The organism is Leptospira limi, from assembly GCF_026151395.1.
GTDB lineage: Bacteria > Spirochaetota > Leptospiria > Leptospirales > Leptospiraceae > Leptospira_A > Leptospira_A limi.
Genome location: NZ_JAMQPV010000001.1, coordinates 2,188,870 through 2,211,552, shown reverse-complemented (window position 1 = coordinate 2,211,552; position 22,683 = coordinate 2,188,870). Strand labels below are relative to the sequence as shown.

The 22,683-nt window shown below is 41.4% G+C and carries 21 protein-coding genes; 6 read left to right on the top strand and 15 right to left on the bottom strand.

Going from position 1 to position 22,683, the window contains the following annotated elements; genetic code table 11:
- Positions 1-200 precede the first annotated feature (200 nt).
- Positions 201-953, top strand: a complete 753-nt coding sequence (locus ND812_RS10185; RefSeq protein ID WP_265375365.1) for an SDR family NAD(P)-dependent oxidoreductase — start codon at positions 201-203, stop codon at positions 951-953.
- Between the two features lie 742 nt (positions 954-1,695).
- Here ND812_RS10185 and ND812_RS10180 read toward each other — a convergent pair.
- Positions 1,696-2,556, bottom strand: coding sequence for a flagellar hook-basal body protein (locus ND812_RS10180; RefSeq protein WP_265375364.1), 861 nt, complete (start codon positions 2,554-2,556; stop codon positions 1,696-1,698).
- A gap of 112 nt (positions 2,557-2,668) precedes the next feature.
- Here ND812_RS10180 and ND812_RS10175 point away from each other — a divergent pair, with 112 nt between their 5' ends.
- From ND812_RS10175 to ND812_RS10155, 5 genes are read left to right on the top strand one after another with little or no spacing between them, the layout of a single operon-like run.
- Positions 2,669-3,037: an RNA recognition motif domain-containing protein gene (locus ND812_RS10175; RefSeq protein WP_265375363.1), complete on the top strand. Its 369-nt coding sequence runs from the start codon at positions 2,669-2,671 to the stop codon at positions 3,035-3,037.
- Positions 3,038-4,240, top strand: a complete 1,203-nt coding sequence (locus ND812_RS10170) for an ATP-grasp domain-containing protein (RefSeq protein ID WP_265375362.1) — start codon at positions 3,038-3,040, stop codon at positions 4,238-4,240. It abuts the gene before it with no gap.
- Positions 4,237-4,845 (top strand): class I SAM-dependent methyltransferase, encoded by a 609-nt coding sequence (locus tag ND812_RS10165; protein WP_265375361.1) that lies wholly within the window; start codon positions 4,237-4,239, stop codon positions 4,843-4,845. The genes ND812_RS10170 and ND812_RS10165 overlap by 4 nt, the downstream gene beginning before the upstream one ends.
- On the top strand, positions 4,845-5,726 hold the full coding sequence (locus tag ND812_RS10160) for a class I SAM-dependent methyltransferase (protein WP_265375360.1): 882 nt from the start codon (positions 4,845-4,847) through the stop codon (positions 5,724-5,726). The genes ND812_RS10165 and ND812_RS10160 overlap by 1 nt, the downstream gene beginning before the upstream one ends.
- Positions 5,727-5,734: 8 nt before the next feature.
- Complete coding sequence (locus ND812_RS10155; protein WP_265375359.1) at positions 5,735-8,116, top strand: YhjD/YihY/BrkB family envelope integrity protein; 2,382 nt, start codon at positions 5,735-5,737, stop codon at positions 8,114-8,116.
- Here the strand turns inward: ND812_RS10155 and ND812_RS10150 are convergent.
- The 14 genes from ND812_RS10150 to rimP form a co-directional block, all read right to left on the bottom strand.
- Positions 8,113-8,598, bottom strand: coding sequence for a rod-binding protein (locus ND812_RS10150; protein WP_265375358.1), 486 nt, complete (start codon positions 8,596-8,598; stop codon positions 8,113-8,115). The two genes, ND812_RS10155 and ND812_RS10150, sit on opposite strands and share 4 nt — an antisense overlap.
- A gap of 37 nt (positions 8,599-8,635) precedes the next feature.
- The gene (locus ND812_RS10145) at positions 8,636-9,811 is read right to left on the bottom strand and encodes a flagellar basal body P-ring protein FlgI (protein WP_265375357.1); all 1,176 of its coding nucleotides are present in this window, start codon (positions 9,809-9,811) and stop codon (positions 8,636-8,638) included.
- 6 nt (positions 9,812-9,817) lie between these two features.
- A complete protein-coding gene (locus ND812_RS10140) occupies positions 9,818-10,483 on the bottom strand; it encodes a flagellar basal body L-ring protein FlgH (protein ID WP_407658537.1) in 666 nt (221 codons plus the stop codon).
- A gap of 54 nt (positions 10,484-10,537) precedes the next feature.
- The gene (flgA, locus tag ND812_RS10135) at positions 10,538-11,479 is read right to left on the bottom strand and encodes a flagellar basal body P-ring formation chaperone FlgA (protein ID WP_265375355.1); all 942 of its coding nucleotides are present in this window, start codon (positions 11,477-11,479) and stop codon (positions 10,538-10,540) included.
- The gene (gene flgG, locus ND812_RS10130; RefSeq protein ID WP_012388518.1) at positions 11,479-12,276 is read right to left on the bottom strand and encodes a flagellar basal-body rod protein FlgG; all 798 of its coding nucleotides are present in this window, start codon (positions 12,274-12,276) and stop codon (positions 11,479-11,481) included. The genes flgA and flgG overlap by 1 nt, the downstream gene beginning before the upstream one ends.
- 71 nt (positions 12,277-12,347) lie before the next feature.
- Positions 12,348-12,791 (bottom strand): dUTP diphosphatase, encoded by a 444-nt coding sequence (gene dut, locus ND812_RS10125; RefSeq protein WP_265375354.1) that lies wholly within the window; start codon positions 12,789-12,791, stop codon positions 12,348-12,350.
- Between the two features lie 18 nt (positions 12,792-12,809).
- Positions 12,810-14,096 carry a M16 family metallopeptidase gene (locus ND812_RS10120; protein ID WP_265375353.1) on the bottom strand — a complete coding sequence of 429 codons (1,287 nt, stop codon included), beginning with the start codon at positions 14,094-14,096 and terminating at the stop codon, positions 12,810-12,812.
- A 40-nt stretch (positions 14,097-14,136) separates the two neighbouring features.
- Positions 14,137-16,227 carry a polyribonucleotide nucleotidyltransferase gene (gene pnp / locus ND812_RS10115; protein WP_265375352.1) on the bottom strand — a complete coding sequence of 697 codons (2,091 nt, stop codon included), beginning with the start codon at positions 16,225-16,227 and terminating at the stop codon, positions 14,137-14,139.
- A gap of 5 nt (positions 16,228-16,232) precedes the next feature.
- On the bottom strand, positions 16,233-16,499 hold the full coding sequence (gene rpsO / locus ND812_RS10110; RefSeq protein ID WP_012388514.1) for a 30S ribosomal protein S15: 267 nt from the start codon (positions 16,497-16,499) through the stop codon (positions 16,233-16,235).
- A 26-nt stretch (positions 16,500-16,525) separates the two neighbouring features.
- Positions 16,526-17,455, bottom strand: a complete 930-nt coding sequence (truB, locus tag ND812_RS10105; RefSeq protein WP_265375351.1) for a tRNA pseudouridine(55) synthase TruB — start codon at positions 17,453-17,455, stop codon at positions 16,526-16,528.
- A 93-nt stretch (positions 17,456-17,548) separates the two neighbouring features.
- On the bottom strand, positions 17,549-17,992 hold the full coding sequence (rbfA, locus tag ND812_RS10100; RefSeq protein ID WP_265375350.1) for a 30S ribosome-binding factor RbfA: 444 nt from the start codon (positions 17,990-17,992) through the stop codon (positions 17,549-17,551).
- Positions 17,993-18,002: 10 nt separating this feature from the next.
- A complete protein-coding gene (gene infB, locus ND812_RS10095; RefSeq protein WP_265375349.1) occupies positions 18,003-20,747 on the bottom strand; it encodes a translation initiation factor IF-2 in 2,745 nt (914 codons plus the stop codon).
- Between the two features lie 15 nt (positions 20,748-20,762).
- Entirely contained in the window at positions 20,763-22,163 is a 1,401-nt protein-coding gene (nusA, locus tag ND812_RS10090) for a transcription termination factor NusA (RefSeq protein WP_265375348.1), read from the bottom strand.
- 4 nt (positions 22,164-22,167) lie between these two features.
- A complete protein-coding gene (gene rimP, locus ND812_RS10085) occupies positions 22,168-22,656 on the bottom strand; it encodes a ribosome maturation factor RimP (RefSeq protein WP_265375347.1) in 489 nt (162 codons plus the stop codon).
- Between the last annotated feature and the right edge of the window lie 27 nt (positions 22,657-22,683).

Sequence of the window (22,683 nt, the reverse complement as noted above, 5' to 3'; positions counted from 1 at the left end):
CAAAATTTGCCTTAGTGCACATCTTCCCGTTTTCCTTTTCTGCATACGATAAAGACTAAAAAAACAAATGTCCGTCCTACATAAAACTACCATTCATATCTAAATGGTATCAAAAATGGATATACCGATCGGTTCACCTTTCAACTAACATAGAAATAAAATGAATTGCCAGTCTTTGCATTCCTTTTCAACTTACGCTTATGGATAAAAGTTTAGTTGGAAAAAATGCAATCGTAACTGGCGCAGCCCTTGGAATCGGAAAAGAAACATCTCTCCTACTTGCGAGAAAAGGTGCCAATGTGATCGTTTCAGATATCAAAGAAGAAGAAGGGAATCGTTTAGTAAACGAAATCCAAAACTTTGGTGGGACTGCCTCATTTGTCTATTGTGATGTCAGTCGTGAAGAAGACATCATCCAGTTAACCAATTACCTTCCGAACCAAAACAAACGAATTGATATCATGGTAAATAATGCTGGAATCGCCAATAAACCAACCTTCATGCATAAAGTTTCAACGGAAGTTTGGAATCAATTGATTTTGCTTGACCTAACAAGTGTATTTTGGTGTCAGAAATATGCAACAAAATTAATGTTAGCTGATAAAAAAGGAGGTTCTATCATCAATGTCGCATCCATTGCAGGACTTGGTGCCTCCCCTTCCCTTGGGCCGTATTGTGTGGCAAAAGCAGGTGTGATTGAACTCTCGACAACTGGAGCTTTAGAAGTGGCAAAGGCTGGAATTCGGATCAATGCGGTTTGCCCTGGTTGGACAGAAACTGCCATCCTCGATGTCGCAGGAGAACGGGGGAAATCGGCGATGGAAAAAAACATTCCCATGGGACGACTAGGCAAACCGAGTGAGGTGGCAAATCTAATTGTTTTTTTAGCATCCGATGAATCTAGTTTTATCACGGGATCCGTGTATAAAATTGATGGAGGGACAAGGAGTTAATATCTATTATTGAAGCTGAGATTCCAAAACTCCTATAGAGGTTTTTTCTTTTTAACCTCTATGGATGAGAGAATCCGTCAAATTCTTCCCTTTGAGCATTCTGACCGTTTTTGTTTTGCAATTAAAAGTTCCAAAATCGCAAGATCAATTAGGTATTGGTCTTTAGATCCAAAGTAAGTGGTTATCAACAGATCTGAGGATCGTTTTTCAGTTTGTTTGAATTCTTGATTACAGTTCGTTTCCGAATATTCTGAAAGTTGGCTACAGTTTATCAGGAGAGATAGGGCAAGACCAAAAATGAATGAATATTTTCGCATACTACAAGTATTAATTTATGATGTAAAATAATTTGTATATCATTAAATGATTTTAAAATAGAAAGAGATTAAGGCATTGAAGAACTTTTATCTTCACATTGATTTAATTTATGGATTGCTAACAAACATCGAGTGAGAAGCAAATTATAATTATTCAATCCTTGTTGACTTCGATTTGTAATTAGAGAATTATCGATGACTGCGGGTAAAACTATACCACAATTAACACGTGCAATATCCTTTTTTCCCTCACTTCCTACACCATCCTTACATTTATCTCTTTGAGATTTCATCTGATATGTAATCTCACTTTGTGAGCAGGTGGATAAAAAAAATACAATCGCTATCAAGACAAATTGACTTATTCTAATATTCATTTTACGAATTCAATTTTGATTGACTTTTTTAATTTTCCTTAATTCCCTCTACCGCATTACCTCAAATAAACGGCCGAGTAAACTGTCCTGGGTTTGCATGGTTTTGGAATTTGCTTCGTAAGCACGGTTCACTTCAATCATATCCACCATTTCTGTCACTACCGATACGTTCGAAGCTTCCAAATACCCTTGTAACACTTGTGGGGCCAGAAGTTCAGGAAACGCAGTAGGTTCTCCCGATTCAGGAGTGTCTGAATAAAAAGAATCCCCTTCTTTGTCGAGGTGGCGTGGGTTTTCCACTGTGCGGATTTTCAATTTATCAAGTAACACTGGTTCTTCGAAACGGTTTTCACTAAAATTGGTTCCATCTTTTGGATCCGTTCCGAGTTTGGCATTGATATAAATTTCACCATTTTCTTTCACAAGGAAGTTCCCTTGGTTCACTTGGATGGGACCTTTTTCGCCAAGGAGAGGAAATCCTTGCGGGGTCACAACAAAACCATTTTTATCGAGCACAAAACTTCCACTCCGAGTGAGGCGTTCGCCCCTGTTGGTGAGGACAGAAAAAAAGGCAGGTTTTTCCATTCCAGGTTGGTCTTGGACCATTAGATCAAAGATATTGTCAGTTTTTTTCACAGCCCCTTGTTCAAAGCGAGTGTACACTTCGTTCACTTCCGCACCAAACCCCAGTTTACCGACAACTGGAGAGGTATCAAAGGATCCCATGGGAGTTTTTCCAATCCCATCTTCAGAATAACGATGTAATAACATTTCAGGAAAGGTTTTGAAGACAGTGGTATCTTTTTTGAATGCAGTTTTATCCACATTGGCCAAATTATTGGCAATCACATCCATACGCACTTGTTGGGAAATCATCCCATTTGCACCTGTATACAATCCTCGTAACATAAGTCCCTACCTATGTTTCCAATCGACCAAAACCCCGATTTCCCCAAGAGAAAATGCGACATAGTCAAAAAAGAGTTGAAGTTTTGGAGAATTTTTCAGAAAAAAGAAGGACATGAAGTTATCTATCGGAAACCTCCCCCAATCACTTACGGACGATGCCCTCGAGAAACTTCTTTCCGCCCATGGAAAGGTAATACACCTACAAATCAAACGTGACAAACTCACGAAGGTTTCGCTTGGGTATGGAACTGCCGAAATGGCTGATGCAGATGCGGAAAAAGCCATCGCAAACCTGAATGGAAAGGAATTGGAAGGGAAAAAAATCGTCGTGGTCAACCAAGAAGAATTGACCAAAGCACAAAATGAAGCCCAAAAGAAAAAAGGAAGTCCTGCCGTTGCAAAACCAACCTTTGGAAGAAACCAAACATCAGGTGGTGGTAATACAGGTGTCCAACGCCGTGGTGGTTCTCGCGGGTCGTAGATGAAACAATTACATGGAAGTTATCTCTCCATTGGTGCCGGGGAGAACCAAATCCCTCTCATTCATGCAGCGAAACAGAGAGGACTTAAGGTCATTGCTGTGGATACAAATCCAATGGCACCTGGCCTCGTTGAGTGTGATATTAAAATATTAGAATCTACTCACGAATACCGTAAAATTTTACACGCAATGAGTAAGGTCCCCCTTCCCTACAAATTACTGGGAGTGGGTTCGAGGTCTTATGGCAAAGCTGTGTATACAGTTTCGTATCTCGCTGAAAAATTAAAACTACGAGGAAATCCCAGAGAAAGTACAAACCTTTTTTTAGACAAAGAAAAGTTTAAACAATTGGTTTCCAAATATGGAATCCCAGTTCCAACACTGATCCCTACAACAGTTTCACCCAAATCCAAAGATAAAAAATTAGATCTGCAATTCCCTATGATTGCCAAACCCAAAGAAGGATCGGGCAAAAAAGGAATCACTGTCATTGAATCAGAAGTTGATTTTAAGAAATTCTTAAAAAACAAATCGAGTGAGACGTATTTAGTCGAACCTTACACTCCAGGTGATGAGGTGACTGTCCTTGGGTTTGTCATCAATAAACGTTTTTATTTAGTATCACTTACCGACAAAGTCACAACGGGGATCCCTCATTTTATGGAAGTGGCACACATTGCCCCGTCAGAACATATCTCTATGGCAGGAGAATTAAAAATGATCTGTCAAAGTATTGTGACTGCCTGTAAATTAAAAACAGGTCCCTTTGTTGCAGAATTTAAAATCACTAAAAATAAAGAATGTATTCTCATTGAAGCTACTCCCGAAGTTGGTGGTGAGTTTTTAGCAGACCAACTTTTGCCTGCTCATTATGGGTATGACTATTTTAAGGACTTACTTTCTGTCACCATCGGGGAAAAAACAAGACCCGAATTTTTAAAAACCCCTGAAAAAGGAATCACTCATTCAGGTGTATTTTTTATGCTTCCTTCCGCCAAACAAAAGAAGATGACGGAACCGAAAGTGTTTGTTCCTAATTCGATGGAAACATTGATCTTTCAAAAACAGTTAATTCCAACAGGTGCAAGTTTGGATTCGCGAGAAGGAAACCACAGGCGAACGTTAGCCTTTGGAATCTCTACCAAACAAAATATTTCCCAAAAAGACTGGTATCGGTCAATCCTTGACCGAATGGAATCATGAAAAACGTCTGGGACAAACACTACGAAAGACCAAAATCAAAACTAAATTTCCCTGATGAGAATCTCGTACGCCTACTCTCCAAAATTGATCCACCAAATCGGAAAGCATTGGACTTTGGGTGTGGGTCTGGTAGGCATACTTTCCTTTTACAAAGTTTTGGTTACGAAGTAAAAGCTTGTGATAATGCCAAAACCACCATTGACTCACTCACTAATTCGGAACCTTCCATTCAATTCCTGCACACTCCAAACCTCCCATTACCATTTGGACAAGAGGAATTTGCCGTGATTGTCAGCTGGGGAGTGTTTCATTATAACAATCGAAGTGATGCAAAAGAACTCCTTTCCTCTCTTTACCATTCTTTAACACCAAACGGGTATTTGCTTGGTTCCATACGAGCCGAAGGAGATACACATTTAGGCTTAAACCAAGGAAAAATCAACCTAACTGATCTTAGTGGTGGGTATGCCGAGACTTATTCCCTCTCGGACCTAAATGATTTTTTATCAATCTTTTCCGAAGTTTCAATTGGTTATACAGAAAGAACTCCCCTCGGAAAACTCTCAGAACGAATTTGCCACTGGTTTTTCCTTGCGAAAAAATAATGGATGAGTTGGATTCCTTAAGAAAAGAATGCCCTCTCCAAGGTGAGTGCAATTGGATACCACTCTACGAAACGAAAGGCAATTACAAAGGTTTGTCCATTGTAGAATGCCAAACTTGTAAACTACAAGCACTCTCACCAAGACCCAACCAAAAAGAATTGTACACAAAAGAGTATTACCAAGGGAAAGCCGATTACACCTATATCGATGAACGAGAACAAAAACCTTTTTTTCGTTTTGTATGGAAAGCAAGGATCCAAAACATCAAACGTTTCCGCCCAACTGGCCATTTTTTAGACATTGGTTCTTCCTTTGGTGGATTTTTGGAAGTGGCAAGGGAAGAAGGTTACTCCATCCAAGGAGTGGAAATTTCCGCATATGCAGCTAGTTATGCGAATGAAAATCAAATCCCAACATTCAATGGCAATCTTTATGAGGCAAATTTTCCAAATCAAAGTTTTGATGTGATCACGATGGTCGAAGTGATCGAACACATTGAAAATCCCATCCTATTTTTCCAAGAATTAACTAGGATTTTAAAACCTGGTGGGTTACTAATTCTACAAACTGCTAATTTTGAAGGTTGGCAGGCTAAAACAGAAGGTTCCAATTACCATTATTATATGCCAGGTCATGTGTTTTATTACTCTGATACCCTATTAAAAAAGATATTGACTCGCCTTGGATTTGGAAATTTCGTATCTTACTTCGGTGTGGATTTTCCATTAATGGCAAAACTTAAAAAAGTAAGGGGTTCTTTCCAATCATGGAAAGATTACCTGAAATGGTTTCGCATTTCCTATTATCATTTTTTATCCAAAATGAAACGGAATGGATTCCCCCTCACCTCGAGTTATGTTTTGTATGCATTTAAAAAATAGGACAGTTTATGAGCGACACTATCAAAACCCCACTCCTTGTTCGGCTGACAACCATTCCGGAAACACCTAGTATCAAACAAAAAATCATTCTAGGTTTACGAGTGTTACTTGTATCGGTGCATCGTTTTATGAAAGACGACTGCCTTATCATTGGCTCAAGTTTAGCTTATACAACCATTGTTACACTCATTCCTACTTTAACAGTAGCCCTTGCACTCATTACAGTTGCTTCAGGAGTCCACACAAACCAAGGGGAACTTGTTGATAAAATCAATTCATACTTGCTAGAGAACAATATCCAATTTGATATCACTCCCTATTTAGAGACACTTACAGATATTATCTCCACAGCAACGCAAATTGGAGCTGTTGGATTTGTGGTATTTATCTTTTCTGCCACAGCAGTATTACGTTCGTTAGAAAAAGCATTTCATATTATTTGGAAAATTGACTTTCATAGAAATTTTATCAATAAATTTGTATTTTACTTTTTCCTAATTTCTTTTGGCCCTTTGTTATTCGTAGTTGGGAAAAACATAACAGATACAATTTCAGATTCTGTTCGGTCACCTCATTTAAAATCAATTGTTGCAACGAAACATGGGGAAATTTGGGTAGCGGGAGAAAAAGGAAATATTGGTGTCATGAGGGAATTAAACAAAGCCATTTCCTTCATTCCAGAAACAAGTATTGACTTTGAAAATATGCTCTGTATAGATATGGAAACCGTCGAAACAGGAACATGCAAAAAGCCCAACATCAGAAAAGAAAACTTTTTTAGAATCAGAAGTGTAGGAAATGACTTATTTACCATCTCAGAAGAAGGTACATTTTTATACTCAAATGATTTGGGTAAATCCTGGAAGGTACATGCATTAAAAGGAATTTTAGTTTCCGATTTTGGTGCAATAGATTACGACACTCTCTACATTTTAACCAAAGATACAAGAACCTTACGATATGACTTAGGAAAACCTTTTAAAGAAATCAAACGATTTCATGATGAAGGGATCACTCCCATCCGAGTTCGATTTTTCTCAGAAAAGGACGGGTTTATTTTAGATCGAGAAGGAAGGTTATGGAAAACCAGTGATGGTGGTACTTCTTTTTTCCCACAAGAAATTTCGAATAAACCTCTAAACGATATCTCCTTTCTCAACCGTAGTGTGGGATTTTTAGTTGGGGATAGCGGTGCCATTTTCAAAACGACAGATGGTGGCTATAATTGGACGGACCTTAGCCACAGAAAATATTCTTATGAACGTGTTTGGGTATTTGTTTCTCCGAAAAAACAAGACTATGATATCTTTGTATTAACCTCTCTAGGAGATATTCTCCTATCAGAAGATGAAGGTGAAAATTGGTCAGTTGCTTATAAAGGAAAAGCAGGAATGATCTTAGACATGTTATTACTCTCTAAGAAAAAATCAGATTCCAATTTAGAAAATAATGGATCGAAGGAAACAGTTTCTTCTATAGTTTCCAATTCGTTAACATTAGAGGAACCCATAGAAATCGAAAACCAAAATGAAGCAGAAAGTCTAAATGAAGGAATGTTAGGCATCGTAGGAGTTGGTGAATTTAATAAAATCATTCGTGTAGAAGAAGATGGGAATGGCCAAACCATTTGGAAAAAATACCAGGGTGGGAAACGATTTTTTTCCCTTTATTCCATTTTCCAATTTTTGTTACCACTATTAGCATTATGGTTATTTTTCTTACTGATTTTTAATATCATACCGAATACAAAGGTTCCACTCAAAGCCTCATCGATTGGTGCTGCCGTTACTGGTGTGATTCTCATATTGTTTTTTTGGGGGTTTATCAATATTTACCTAACATCTTTTACCGAAAAAACAATGTTAGTCTATAAGGCATTGGCAGCAATCCCCATCACCTTACTCGCAATTTATTCCATTTCTCTCATCATCTTGTATGGAGCAGAAGTGACAGCAACACTTCAATTCCCTGATCGATACCTACTTCCCAAACATCCGTTTGACGATATTGATGGGACACTTTCCTTTGAATTTTATAAAATTCTACAGGTGTTAACACTTACCTATTCTCACCAACAGAACCAAGGGGAACTCATCAAACTTGCACAGTTACGAAAGTCACTTGTTTTGCCTGAAAAGGAATTAAACCAAATATTAGACAAATTAACGGAAGCTAATTTCATCCAAATCACGGAAGACAAAAGGATAACACCAATGAAATTAAAGGAACAAATCAATTTGGTTTCAGTGTATGAAGACACTTCTAGTTTTAAACTAGGTGCACCAAAAGAAAGGGCAAGTTTGTCGCCAAAACTAAACGACAGTCTCACCCAATTGGAAGATAAGTGGAAGGAAGAACTTCGAAAAACTTCTTTTTCGAATTGGATTTAAAGATACGGTTTTGATTTTACTGGTGGAAGAGACGCAGACATTTGTTTGTAGATCTCTTCTGCCAAACCCATCGATTCGTTTTGTGAAATATTCTTAGCATACTCATCATAAAGCATATCTTCAAATATCTCTTCTGCATACCCACCATCGATGAGTTTTTCTTTGTGAATGGTGTTTTTCATTTCCTTTAACATCATCTTCACAAATACAGATTCAAATTCCACAGAGGCATCATATAATTTTTTACGATAAGGATCGGCAGTGATCTCCTCACGGATGTTTTGTGGCACTTTTAAAGACGAGGAACTAACCTTCCCCATGAGTTCCTCATGGGTCTCGAGTAAATTCTGAAATTCCGAACTAGTTTTTCCGTTTGTTTCATTTCCTTTGGGGTCAGATAACGATTTCATCCGATTGAGGATGGTTTCGTCTTTGGATCGGCTGAGTCTTCCCGAGTAATCTTGGATTTTGTGAATGTCCATATATTATGTCTACTAAAAGTATCGGCAGAATTTCCAATTACTGGATCACAAGTTCTGCTTTTAATGCCCCTTGTTTTTTTAAGGCTTCCAAAATGGAGATAATGTCCTTCGTGGAGGCTCCTACTTTATTTAAGGCACCTACCACATCCGAAACCTGGGTGGTTTCCTTCAGGACAAAAACAGACTCACCCTTCCCATCCTCTTGGATGGGGAAAAAATACCGTGCTTTGTCTCTGTTTGCGATTTGGATGGTAAGGCCTTGTTGCGAAATGGCCACTTCATCAATGGCAATGTTTGCTCCCATTACAATCGTTCCTGTACGTTCATTGATGACTACCCTTGCCACTGGAGACGAATTGATGGTTAGGTTTTCTAATTTCGATAAAAAAGTTAGGTCTAATTTTGGTGCCCCAGTCACCAATTCCCCATTCGGACCAGTCGAGTCCTTCGCCATGGGAAGTGGAACGAGTATTTCTGTTGGTGACACCACTTCAGGAACTACAGACAATTCAGAGGTGATAGTGTCCACAATGGCACCCATAGTGGTATAATCCTTCTCTAGTAAAGTGAGTTTCACTGATTTGGTGATGGGAGCATTTGGGATGGACTTCTCCAAAATGGCTCCAAAGGGAACAAGAGCCGTATTCGAACCAGATTTTTTATCGGCTCCCCGCTTTTTCTCTTTTCCTCCAAACACGAGTACGCCGGAGGCAACGGCAATTGTTTCTCCATTACCAGCTTTCAAGGGAGATTGGAGTAACACTCCCCCTTCCAAAGATCTTGCATCACCTAAAGAGGAGACAACCACATCAATTTTATCCCCTTCTTTTAAATTCACAGGGACATTGGCAGTGATGAGTACTGAGGCAGTATTTTTGGCATCTCGTAAATTCTTTTTGGTATTCACCCCAAGACCTGCGAGGTAGTTTTGGAGTGCTTCTTCTGTTAAAGGGTTTTTGGTATCCCCTGTTCCGTTCAGTCCTACCACAAGACCAAATCCAGTCAGTTGGTTTTCCCGAACCGCATCAATCCGAACCAAATCCTTTAGCCTTGTTTCCACGGCAAAAAGGGAACTGGAGAAAAAGAGCAAAGAAAATAAATAAATGAATAGAGACACTCCCTTTCTTTGAAACAATTTCTGTTTCGAAATCGAAGCAGTAGGAAGAAAGTCAAATTCTGTGAAAGTTTGTTTCATTTTGTAGTTTCGATTCATAATGGATTACTCACTTTCACCTAAGAGTCGTTTGATGTTTTTTAAGATGATTTCCTGTTTTTCTTTGTCTGAAAGTTCTGCTTTTTCTGTGACTGTTCCATCAGGATTCGTAATCCGTTTCATTTGGATATCGGGATCATTTAGTTCTTTGGGATTGAGTGTACCTTGGTATTCCACACGCAAATTGGCGATGAGGTCACTCGCGATGAAACGATTTTTATCTAGGTCTTCTGGTGAAATTGTTCCCGACAAACGTAAGTTAATTCTCTCTTCTGAAAGGTTAAACACACGACTGCCTTCTAATTCCAAATTCCCAGTCCCTGGATCTATTCCTGTCACAAGAACGGCCATCACACCCACTACTTTTCCTTGTGATTTCGACTTTCCCACTTTGGATCGCATATAGGTAGAGTTTGCAGTGTAATTAGGTATATCTGGGACTAATTTTTTATCAGGAACGGTTTTGATATCATTATCAAAGGTTGCTTTGTATTCGGATTCATATTCCACTCGAAGTCCGTTTTTCAAAACCACTTTCACAACAGTCCCTGGTTGGATGGTTTTGGGATAAGAATAAGGGTCTTTGTCCTTCCATAAGGATTCTGCAGATAAGGTAGGTGACAGTGTGAAGGAAGAAAACAAAACTCGGAACTCACCAAAATAAGTGATCATCCCACAGAAAAAAACAATCATACAGCTAGATTTGGATTTTAAAAAGGACATCTCTTATCTCTCTTCCAAAAGGCATACACCTTCGTTTTGTACACGAGCTCGAATGGTCTTTTGGGAAGCCAAATTGAGGAGTGGAATTTCTTCACCCTTGTTGCCTGAAGCAAGAGCTCTTGTTTTGATTTTTAATAATAGATTTCCAATCGTGTAGACAAGTTCCACTTCTTGGCCGCGTTCGATGGTATGAAGTGTGCGCACTTGTTTTTTTTCAATGGCAGTGTCTGGTAAAAATCCATTGAGAGCCGTTTTACCCACAGGGTTTTCCTCAGTGAATTCTCTAAATGAATCTGCCGAAAAAAAACTGCGAAGTTCTACATCGTTTTCTGTTAACACCGTTTTTGCAGGAATTTCTTTAGTCGTGAAGTAAGCTTTTTTCTTTTCTTCAATGAGGAAGGGAACGGATTCCGAATGAACCAGTTTCCCTTCAAAGTAAAAATCCAAAGGGAACAAACGTTTTCCTGCATGTAAAGTACGGCCAAGGCTACGCCAAACAGGTAAGGTACCTGTAATCATAGGAAAGAATTCTTTTTCAGATTGGATCCGAAAGTTTTCGCCCATTTCGCCTAAATCCTTTTGATTCGCAGAAATTAATCCCTTCCACAAGGATTCTTCTAATTCTTTTTTTGTTATCGTAGACGTTTTAGGAAGGAGGATTCCTTCTTTTCCCATCACTTCAAAGTCGGTGGATACTCCAAATTCTTTCACATACAAGGAAGAAATCATTTCCGTTAGAGAATCTGGATTCATAACAACAGGTGCTTTTACATTACGAAACACAATTGGATTCCAATTCCCTTTCCAGTTGGTAAATTCAGACAATCGTACCTCACCTGCACCCACGATGGTTTTTGGTCTGAGATAGAGTCGGTTGTCATCTTTGTTTGCAAATACCGGCAAACAGTACACCAAACTAAAAAGGATGGAGATCCAAATTTTCATTAACGTTTTAAACCAATCGCCGTAGAAAGCATGTTATCAGAGGTTTGGATGGTTTTGGAATTGGATTCGTATGCCCTTTGTGCCACAATCATATTCACCATCTCTTCTACGATTTTCACGTTACTCATTTCTAAGAAACCCTGTAACACACTTCCATACCCTTCTTGGGAAGGCATTCCTGGAATTTCTTGGCCAGAGGCAACGGTTTCTCGGAATAAGTTTTTACCCACTGCTTGAAGACCTGCAGGGTTTACAAATCGGTAAAGTTCCAATTGACCGATGGTTGTGGGGCGAATGTCATTTCCAATTTTCACTGTGACTTCGCCTTCTTCGGACACCATAAGAGTATTTAAAATTGCATTTTCAGGAAGGATGATGGGTGGTTCGAGAAGATATCCATTCGAAGTCACCACTTGTTGGTTCGAATCAATCTTAAAGGATCCGTCCCGGGAATAAGAAAAAGTGCCATCTGGCATTTGGATTTTAAAAAATGCCATCTCCCCTGTGAGAGCCAAATCAAGTTTATTTCCAGTTGCTTGGAAGGAGCCAATTTCGAATAACTTCTGTGTGGCGGCGACTTTCACACCATGCCCCACATTCACACCAGTTGGGATTTCGGAAACAGAGGTAGCTGGAGTTCCCGCAAGTACTTGGTGTTGGTACACTAAATCTTCAAAGTCCACTCGGTTCTTTTTGAAACCTGTGGTGTTCACGTTGGCAAGGTTATTGGCAACGGTATCAATATGAAATTGTTGGGCAATCATCCCGGTAGCGCCGGTCCAAAGGGATCGCATCATAAAAAGGCACCTCTACAGCTTCTATCGGAAACCTTTCAAAAAAGCTAAGTGTCTTTTTTTATGATTATGTCTTATTTTCCTGTACTCCCAAACCCACCCGTCCCACGTTCCGTGGAACTGAGTTCCGTAACCACTTGGATGGGAAATTTCACCACCGCTTGGATCACCATTTGGGCAACACGTGTACCTGGCTCCAGAAGGAAATCGGATCCACTCAGATTCAACAGTGGGATGAGGATCTCACCCCTGTAATCTGAGTCGATGGTGCCTGGGCTATTTGGCATGATGATCCTTTGTTTTGTGGAAAACCCACTCCTTGGACGGATTTGGCCTTCATACCCTTCGGGGATCGCCATGGCAAGTCCAGTCGAAACCAAAACCACTTGTCCCTTCGGAAGGAGAAGGTTTTCCGAAAAGCAGGCGGAGAGGTCCATACCCGCAGAACCAACTGTCTTGTATTCAGGGACAACTGCCCCTTCTCTTAGGATTTGGATTTGGATCAGAGGATTTTGCATCTAGTTCCTTTTATGAATCTAACCACCAAACTGTACAGGGATTTTGGCAAATTGGGTTTCCGTCATATCCCCCACACAAGACAAATGGACTTTATCCAAACCAAACATTTCTTTGGCGGCGAGATTGATTTCGTCTAAGGTGACTGACTTAATTGCCTTCATACGATCTTCTAATGAAAAATAGGTTCCGTAATAGATTTCTTGCAAACCAATATTATTCATTCGGTTTTCAGGGAGTTCATACCCAATCGCTATCGAACCCATTTGGTTGGATTTGGCATCTGCAAGTTCGGATTTGGTAAAACCATGTTTTGTGATTGTTTCCAATTCTTTTAAAATCAGTTCCACACACCTTGCTGCTTTTTCTTTGGAAGTGGCAGAGGAGATCGAAAAAAGTCCTGTGGTTTTGTAATATGAGGGAAAACTGTAAATACTATAACAAAGCCCTTCTTTTTCCCGGATGTTTTGGAAAAGCCGAGATGCCATACCGCCACCGAGGATGGTGGAAATAAGACCTGAAACAGTCACCGTTCGGTAGTCTCTTTTTTTTCCATTCACACCAAGCATGATATGGAACTGCTCAATTTTACGGCGTTCCAAATGTTTCGAATAACTTTTTTTAGGTGCTGGAATGATGAGTTCTGTGGGAGTTTTCCCTTTGGGATTTTCAAAAGAAAAGTATTTATTTGTGAGATCAAGGACTTTCTCCCAAGTGAAATTTCCCGATACAGAAATCACCATATTCTTTGGGAAATAATGTTTTTCGAAAAAAGTCCGAATGGATTTTTCACTGACTCCCGTCACAGATTTTTTAGTTCCGATAATATCACGCCCGTAAGGTGACTTCCCAAAGATATTGCGAAAATAATAATCATACACAAAATCATCAGGTGCATCTTCATACGAACGCATCTCTTCCATGATGACACCCTTTTCGGTTTGGATGTCTTCTTTTCGAAATAGTGGTCGAAAGAGCATATCTGATAAAATTTCAAACGCAAGTTCTGCTTGGTTTTTGATGGCAACTACATAGTATTGAGTATATTCTCGCCCCGTGGAACCATTCAGAATCCCACCCACTCGTTCGATGGATTCAGCAATTTCTTTACTAGTGCGAGTTTCTGTATCTTTGAAGAGCATATGCTCTAAAAAGTGAAAGTAACCATGTTCAGAATTGGTTTCGGCAAGACTGCCTTGTTTTAAAAAAACACCCACCCCCATAGAGGATGCGTGTTTCATAGGTTGGAAAAGAACTGTAAGACCATTTGGCAATACAGTTCGTTTGCATTCAATGACGGGTGCCATTTGGTTCACTCCCCCCAAACAGATGTTTGGGGACTGTTGTTTAGTTGTCTAAAAGGACATCCTTTCTCGAAAGATCAATTTTTCCCATTTTATCAACGGAAATTACTTTCACTTTGATTTTTTCCCCTTCGGAAACAATGTCACGAACAGATTGAACTCGTTTCACATCTAGTTTCGAGATGTGGCAAAGCCCTTCTTTTCCTGGTAAAATTTCAACAAAAGCACCAAAGTCAGCGATTCGTTTGATGACCCCTTCGTAAATTTTACCCACTTCAATTTCTTCAAAGATTCCATCGATCATGGCAATGGCTTTTTCTTTGGACTCTTCACTTGGAGAGGCAATGGTTACCTTTCCAGAATCATCCACAGAAATTTCCGATCCAGATTGTTCGATGATGGCACGGATCATTTTCCCACCTGGGCCAATGAGTTCTCCGATACGATCTTTTGGAATTTGTTTTTGGGTGATACGAGGAGCGTTTTCACTTAAGTTTCCTTTTACGGAAGAAATCGCTTTGTTCATCTCACCTAGGATATGGTCACGTCCCACTTCTGCTTGTTCGATGGCCTTTTGTAAGACTTCGAGACCTAGACCATTGACTTTTAGGTCCATTTGGAAGGCAGTGATGCCTTTTTTCGTTCCCGCAAGTTTGAAGTCCATATCACCAAAGTGGTCTTCGATACCAGCAATGTCAGATAGAACCGCAAAACGACCTTTTTCATCACTGAAAAGACCCATGGCAATCCCAGACACAGGGCCAGAAATTGGAACACCACCAGCCATAAGCGCGAGTGTTCCCGAACAAACGGATGCCATAGAGGAGGATCCATTGGATTCTAAAATTTCAGACACAAGTCGTATCACATACGGAAACTCAGTTTGCGTAGGAAGGACTTTTTTAATCGCACGTTCTGCAAGATTCCCATGACCAATTTCACGTCGGCCAGGGCCAGAGTTACGTCGCACTTCCCCCACAGAAAACGCAGGGAAGTTGTAGTGTAACATAAAGTTCTTTTCTTTGGAACCTTCGAGTGTTTCGTATCGTTGGTTGTCCGAAGTGGTTCCGAGTGTCATGACCCCAAGAGACTGAGTTTGGCCTCTTGTGAAAACAGCAGAACCATGTGGTCCAGGAAGGACATCAATCTCACAAGAAATTTGTCGTATTTCGTTTGTTTTACGACCATCAAAACGAATCCCTTCTCCTAAAACGAGTTCACGAACGACTTCGTATTCTAATTCATGAAGGTAATGTTTGATGTCTTTTGTTTTATCTTCTGGAGCCAGTAAGGTTTTAAAATGTTCAACCGTTTCTTTGTTAATGGCTTTGATTTCATCGTTTCGTTTTGCTTTGTCTGCGTTTTTATTTGCAGCAGTCAAACGTTCGAATGCGAACTCACGAATTTTCGCGTGGAGTTCTTTATCAGGAGTTTTTAAAACGACTTCTTTCTTAACCGTTCCATTTTTCTTAGCCAATTCTTCCTGCATCATCACAGCAATTTTCAGCTGTTCTTGTGCAAAACGAAGAGCATTCATCATGTCTTCTTTGGAGATTTCGTTTGCTTCCCCTTCGATCATGACGATGGCATCTTTGGTTCCAGCTACCACCAAATCCAAATCGGATTTTGTGATTTCTTCGTTGGTTGGGTTTAAAATAAACTCACCAGCAATCCTTCCAATACGAGCCCCCGCAATGGGACCTGCAAATGGAATGGAAGAAACAGAAAGTGCCGCCGAAGCTGCGTTAATCGCATGGCCTTGGACTGATACTTGTTTGTCTGCAGATAACACTTGTACAAGAAGTTGGACTTCCGAGAAGTAACCTTCTGGGAACATCGGACGGATAGGACGATCTAGAATTCTAGAAAGTAATACTTCGTGTTCAGCAGGTTTTGCTTCCCGTTTGAAGTAACCACCAGGGAAACGACCTACCGAGTAAGCTTTTTCCGTGTATTCGCATGTGAGAGGGAAAAAATCTTGTCCTTCTTTTGGTTCGTCAGCTGCGCACACAGTGGCAAGCAGGACCAAATTTCCGGTTTTGTATACAACCGACCCGTGAGCTTGTTTCGCCCACTTGCCGGTCTCTAGGGTAATAGAATCTCTACCCCAAACACCAGTGAACTCTGTAGCCATAGGAATTATTTCCTAAGGCCGAGTTTTTCAATCAGCTTTTTATAACTTTCTAAGTTGGAACGTTTTAGGTATTCCAACAAACTCTTTCTCTGGTTCACCATAGCGATGAGGCCACGGCGAGAGTGGAAGTCCTTCTTATTTGCTTTGAAGTGTTCCGTAAGGTCTTTAATACGAGAGTCGAGAAGAGCGATTTGTACTTCTGCAGAACCTGTGTCGTTTGGTTTGCTACCGAATGTAGCAATGATCTGCTGTTTTTGTTCTTTTGTGATCATACTAGTGTCCAGATTTTAAGAACGACTCATTTAGAAAACATAATTTTTGCAGAAGGGTCAAAAAATACTTTTCGGTAGCGGTAAGGAATGTGGTTCGGTTTCTCTTCGTAAGAACACCAAGCAAGGATGGTGGCCTCGTCCTCGTCCACGATGTAAAACCCGAGGGAATCGGCTTTGGGGAGTTTGTCCCAGATATAACCCCCATGGATCACCGCTTTTTTTTCGGTTTCGTTTACAATCCGTAATGGCAAAGGGAAAACTTCTTTCCAATCTTTCAGGTCACTTGCCGTGATTCGATCCAGGGTTTTGGCGCCAGTGAAACTATACTCTCCAATCGATTCCCGTACAAGCCTACCGAGAGACAGTGGGATCCCCCACTTGTCGGAAAGATCTAGGACTAGTTTTCGAATATAGGTACCGGAACTGACATGGACTCGGAAAGAGAACCCAACTTCTGTTTTTTGGATGTCTTTTACCGAATGGATGGTGATGGTCCGTTCCTTTTCTTCCACCGCTGTCCCTTCCCGAAAGAGGTCAGACTGGCGTTTGCCACCCACTTTCAGGGCCGAGATTTTCGGTGCTTTTTGGGTTGTGAGCTTTGTGAGGTTTTGTAGTTCTTCTTCCAATCTTTGCTTGGAAAAGAGGGATTCAAATTTTTGAATTGAGGATTCCCTTTCGTCAACTTCCACCATTCCATCCGGGTCTCCCGAATCGGTACGCAAACCCACAATCACTTCTGCCAAATAGGTTTTGTCTTTTCCTAGGAAAACCTGAGAAAAGGCAGTGTAGTCCCCACAAGGTAAAATGAGTAAACCCTCGGCAAATCGGTCAAGAGTTCCCGTATGTCCAACAGATTTTTGGTTTAACAAACGTTTGGTCTTTAGAACCAAATCAGAACTGGTAATCCCAGGTGGTTTATAAACAAATAAAAATCCAGATCGGTAGGGTTTTGCCATCAGTGGTCACCAAACTAATTCTAGGTGCGAATGATTGATTTTCATTTGCGGGAAAATCCAAATGGAAATCGGTCGTTTCGGTTTCGGAAAGATTTATTCTACCTCTTTGTCTTTCTGGGAAGAGTCTTCCTCTTCATCCATATCGGTCGTATCCTCATCCGCTGCATCGGGATGGAGTTCTTCAAAAAGAGTTTTCGGAGCTGACTCATCAATGAGGCGGTTCACTTCTAAACTTTTGATGTAGTTATTATCCCAGACAAAACTAAACTTTGGGTTTGTATGTAAATGGAGGTTTTTTCCGACAAGCGAGGATAAAAATCCCGCACAAGAAACAAGTCCTTGTGTGAGTTTTTTTCTTTCGTTATTATTACAAAGGGCTGTGAAGTACACTTTCGCATACCGTAAGTCTTCGCTGATTTCAATGCGATGGAAACTTGGTAAAAAGACCCGTGGGTCTTTTACCTTTCCTTCCAAAATCGCAGAAGAGATGAGGCGAATGATCTCCGATTCGAGTTTTTTCATTCGAATGGGATTCATTTAGGCCGCCTTACAGTTTACGAGCAATCTCGCGAATCTCGTATGCTTCGATTTCGTCACCCACTGAGAAGTCATTGAATCCATCGAGTAAGATACCACACTCAAATCCAGTGAGAACATCAGCCACATCGTCTTTCATACGTTTGAGGTTTTTGATTTTCCCTTCCCAAGTGATCTCACCTGTTTCGCTGGAAATCACACGAACGTATGCTTGTTTGGTCACCTTACCGGATTTCACCATACAACCTGCAATGTTCCCCACTTTGGAGATTTTGAATACATCGCGGATTTCAACTTTACCAATGATGTTTTCCACTTTTTCAGGTTCGAGCATTCCTTCCATGGATGCTTTCACTTCATTGACCACATCGTAGATAATGCTATAGTATTTGATTTCGACTTTTTCTTTCTCAGCAAGAGAAACCGTTTTCGGATTCGCACGAGTATGGAAACCAATCACGATCGCATTCGATGCCGAAGCAAGGATGATATCGGAATCCACAATCGCACCTGTTCCAGCATGGATCACATTGAGGCGAACATCTGCTGTCGAAAGTTTTTCTAATGCTTCTTTCACCGCTTCTGTCGATCCACGAACGTCTGCTTTGATGATGACTTTGAGTTCTTTGAGGGCACCTTGTTTGATGATCTCACTCATATTATCGAGTGTCACACGAGTGGCAGCATTTTTCGATTGGCCGAGTCTTTCATAATCTTGACGGCTATGAGAGATGGTTCGTGCTTCTTTGTCATCGATCACCACATCAAATGGAGCACCTGCATCAGGAACTCCATCGAGTCCCGTTACAAGAGCTGGAAAGGATGGGCCCGCTTCTTTGATGGAACGACCAAGGTCGTCATACATCGCACGAACACGTCCTGCATGCACTCCCGCAACAAAGGCATCACCCACACGAAGTGTTCCGTTCTGGATGAGAACCGTTGCCACAGCACCACGACCTGGATCGAGTTTTGCTTCCACAATCGTTCCTTTTGCTTTTCGTTTCGGATTGGCTTTGTGATCGAGGAGTTCTGCTTGGATGATGAGCATCTCAAGGAGTTTATCAATTCCAATATTACTTTTTGCTGATATATCACAGAAGATCGTTGTTCCACCCCATTCTTCTGGTTGTAATCCATAATTCGAAAGTTCTTGTCTCACCTTTTCGGGGTTTGCTGCTGGTAAGTCAATTTTGTTGACTGCAACAATGATAGGAACTTCCGCTTCTTTAGCGTGGTTGATCGCTTCAATGGTTTGAGGCATCACCCCATCATCAGCAGCAACAACAAGGACAACAATGTCAGTTACGGACGCACCACGTGCTCTCATGGAAGTAAAAGCTTCGTGGCCTGGAGTATCAAGGAAGGCAATTTTTCCGCGTTCCGTTTCTACTTGGTAGGCACCAATATGCTGTGTGATTCCACCAGATTCCCCTTCTGCCACTCGGGAAGACCGAATGGTATCGAGGAGTTTTGTTTTACCATGGTCAACGTGACCCATGATGGTGACAACAGGTGGACGAGTGATGTAATCTGCTGGATCGTCTTTTTCTTCTTCGATGACAGTTTCATCATAAAGAGAAACAATCTTCACCTTACAGCCGTAATCGTCTGCAAGGATGGAAGCAGTTTCGGCATCGATCACATTATTGATCGTTACCATCATCCCCATTTTCATGAGTTTACTAATCACCTCGCCTGGTTTTAGGTTTAGTTTTTTAGCAATCTCACCCACTTGGATGTTTTCTAAAATTGAGATTTCTTTTGGTACAGCGGCAAGAGCTGCAGCTTGTGCCTTTTGTTTACGAAAGGATTGTTTGAAAAACTTAGTGTTTTCATTTTCTTCCCTTCCGCCTTTTTCTTTATCAAATACTTTCTTTTTGGCTCCGCCTGGACCACCTGCACCCGGAAGTCCTCCTGGAGGAGCACCAAACGGAGCATCACCTGGAGGTCTACCACTACCAGGTCCACCTTGGCCAATCGGTCTTGCGCCACGGTTTCCTTGGTAACCACCACCTGGTCCACCTTGGCCTGGGCCTCTGTTTCCTTGGTAACCGCCACCTTGTCCTGGACCACGATTCCCTTGGTAACCACCACCCGGACCACCTTGGCCTGGGCCTCTGTTTCCTTGGTAACCGCCACCCTGTCCTGGACCACGATTCCCTTGGTAACCACCACCCGGACCACCTTGGCCTGGGCCTCTGTTTCCTTGGTAACCGCCGCCCTGTCCTGGACCACGATTCCCTTGGTAACCACCACCTTGCCCTTCTGGTCTTTGCGGACGTGGGGTTGTTGGTCGGCTAACAATTGGATTACGGTCTTCTTTTCTAAAATAACCTTGGTTTCCACCACCTTGTCCACCACCAGAACGGTAGTTTGGTGAAGATGTGTCGCCTGAAAGAATGGATTCTGGTTTACGGTCCATCTGTGGTTTTTCTCTTTCGGCTTGCGGAAGAGGTTCCGGTTTTCTATCAGGACGAGAAACAATCGGAGAGGCTTGGGAAGGAGCTTGCGGACCGGATCCAAGACCTTGCCGTTTTGCTTCTTCGCGAATGAGTTCGTTTAAATCCTTTTTTTTGTCCCCACCAGAAGTGGAAGATTGTTTCACTTCCGCCGCTTGTTGTTGGCCTTGGGAACCGGATTCTTTTTTCTCATCAGAAGGGGCCGCTTTCTTTTTGATGACAAGTTTTTTCTTGGTTTTGTCACCACTGGCTCCCTGCTGGAGGGTTTCTTTTATCGATTTTTGCTCTTCCATATTATGCCTTAAAACTTAACCCTCTTCTACCCATTCGATTGACTCACGTAACAGACGTAAAATTTGTTCTGCCGTGGTTTTTCCGATTCCGGAAATTTTCGAAAGTTCTTCCTGGCTGAACTCGAGAAGGGTTTCCACATTTTTGATCCCACCAGCCTCTAAAAGACCGACGATTCTTGGAGTGAGACCAGGGATTTCAGAAAGAGGTGTGTAACCAGAATCTTCTTCCTCTTCTTCTTGTCCCGATTGGTTGTAATTGTCTTCCGATTCTTCCATTGCTTCTTGTTGCGCATTGAAGAGTCGGTCTAATTTTTCGCGTGCTTCAGGCGACGCGAGTTCTTGGTTGTATTGTGATACAGTTTTGATATCGATTTTGAATCCCGAAAGTTGAGACACTAACTTTACATTGGACCCGTTGATCCCAATCGCAAGAGATAAAGATTCATCAGGAACAATCACAAGTGCATCTCCACGTTTTCTATCCACATGTACTTCCACTGGTTTTGCAGGAGAAATGGCATTGGCGATAAATACACTTGGCTCATCGGAATGGAGGACAATATCAATCCTCTCATTTCCCAGTTCCCGAACAATCGCCTGGATCCGAACCCCTTTCATTCCCACACAAGCACCCACTGGGTCTACATCGGACTTACTTGTGGTCACAACCACCTTAGTTCTGTAAGATGGAATGCGGGCAACATCTCTGATTTCGACAATTCCATCATACACTTCAGGAATTTCCATTTCAAAGAGTTTTTTCACAAAGTCACCAGACGCACGTGAAAGAGTAATCACTGGCATTGGTTCACGGGGCCTTAATTCCACACGAGAAATGATGGCTTTGAGACGGTCCCCTTGGCGGTATTTTTCCCCAGGGTTTTGGTCTTTTTTCAGCATGATGCCTTCTACCTTACCCAGGTCGATGGACATGATGTCTTTTTTCCAACGTTGGAAATACCCGTGTGTGAGTTCCCCTTCTTTGGATTTGTATTCTTGGTAGAGTAATTCTTTTTCCATATCGCGGAGGCGTTGGAATACCATTTGTTTGGCTTGGCTCGAAAGAACCCGAGACAAGTCCTGTGGTTTTTCAAACACTCGGATTTGGCTTCCCACTTCAATTTTTGGATCGATTTTTTGTGCATCTTCCAAGGAAATTTCGAGCGGATTTGTTGTTTTCCCTTCTACGACATCGCGTAACACAGAGATGATGATTTCATTTTTATTGTCGGAGCCAAATTCAACTTGGCAACGGTCATCTGTTTCCGCTTCTAAACCGACTTTTTTGCGATAGGCAGCAAGGAGTGAGTCGCGGATGACACCGTATACGAGATCTTTATCAAGAGATTTATCCTGACAGAATTGTTGGATGGCTTCGAATAGCCCAGTTTCTTTCGTTGCTTGTTTTGTCGCCATAGTCTTAAATTTCTAAATACAAATTTCCCTTTCGTATTTCTGCGATGGGCATAGATACCGATTTTTGGTTCTTTTTGTGTCGAGTTTTACGATCGTAAAGCGTAAGCTCAACGGAATCCCCCGAAACCGGTCCCAAACGAAATAATCGTTTGTCCCATTTCCCTGATTCCAGCGGCACTTCTAGTTTTGCTAAAAGTCCTTGGAAACGAATTAAATCCTCCGGCAAACGTAAAACACGTTCTGCTCCCGCGGAGGAGACTTGGAGAGTGAAATCAAATTCCTCTCCCCATTGGTCCAGCTCCTCTTTGAGTCTCCTAGACACAGTCTCACAATCTTCCAAACTAGCAGAGCCAGTTTTGTCTGTGAGATGATCAAGTTCTATCTCAATGAGGGCGTGGTTTTTCCGATTCTGTACTTGGAGCGAAAAAAGCGCTAGAGGTGGAGTGAGAACTCGTAAAATCAGTTCTCTGATGTTTTCCTCGGTATATACCAAACCATATCCAAAGATTCCAATAGGAAT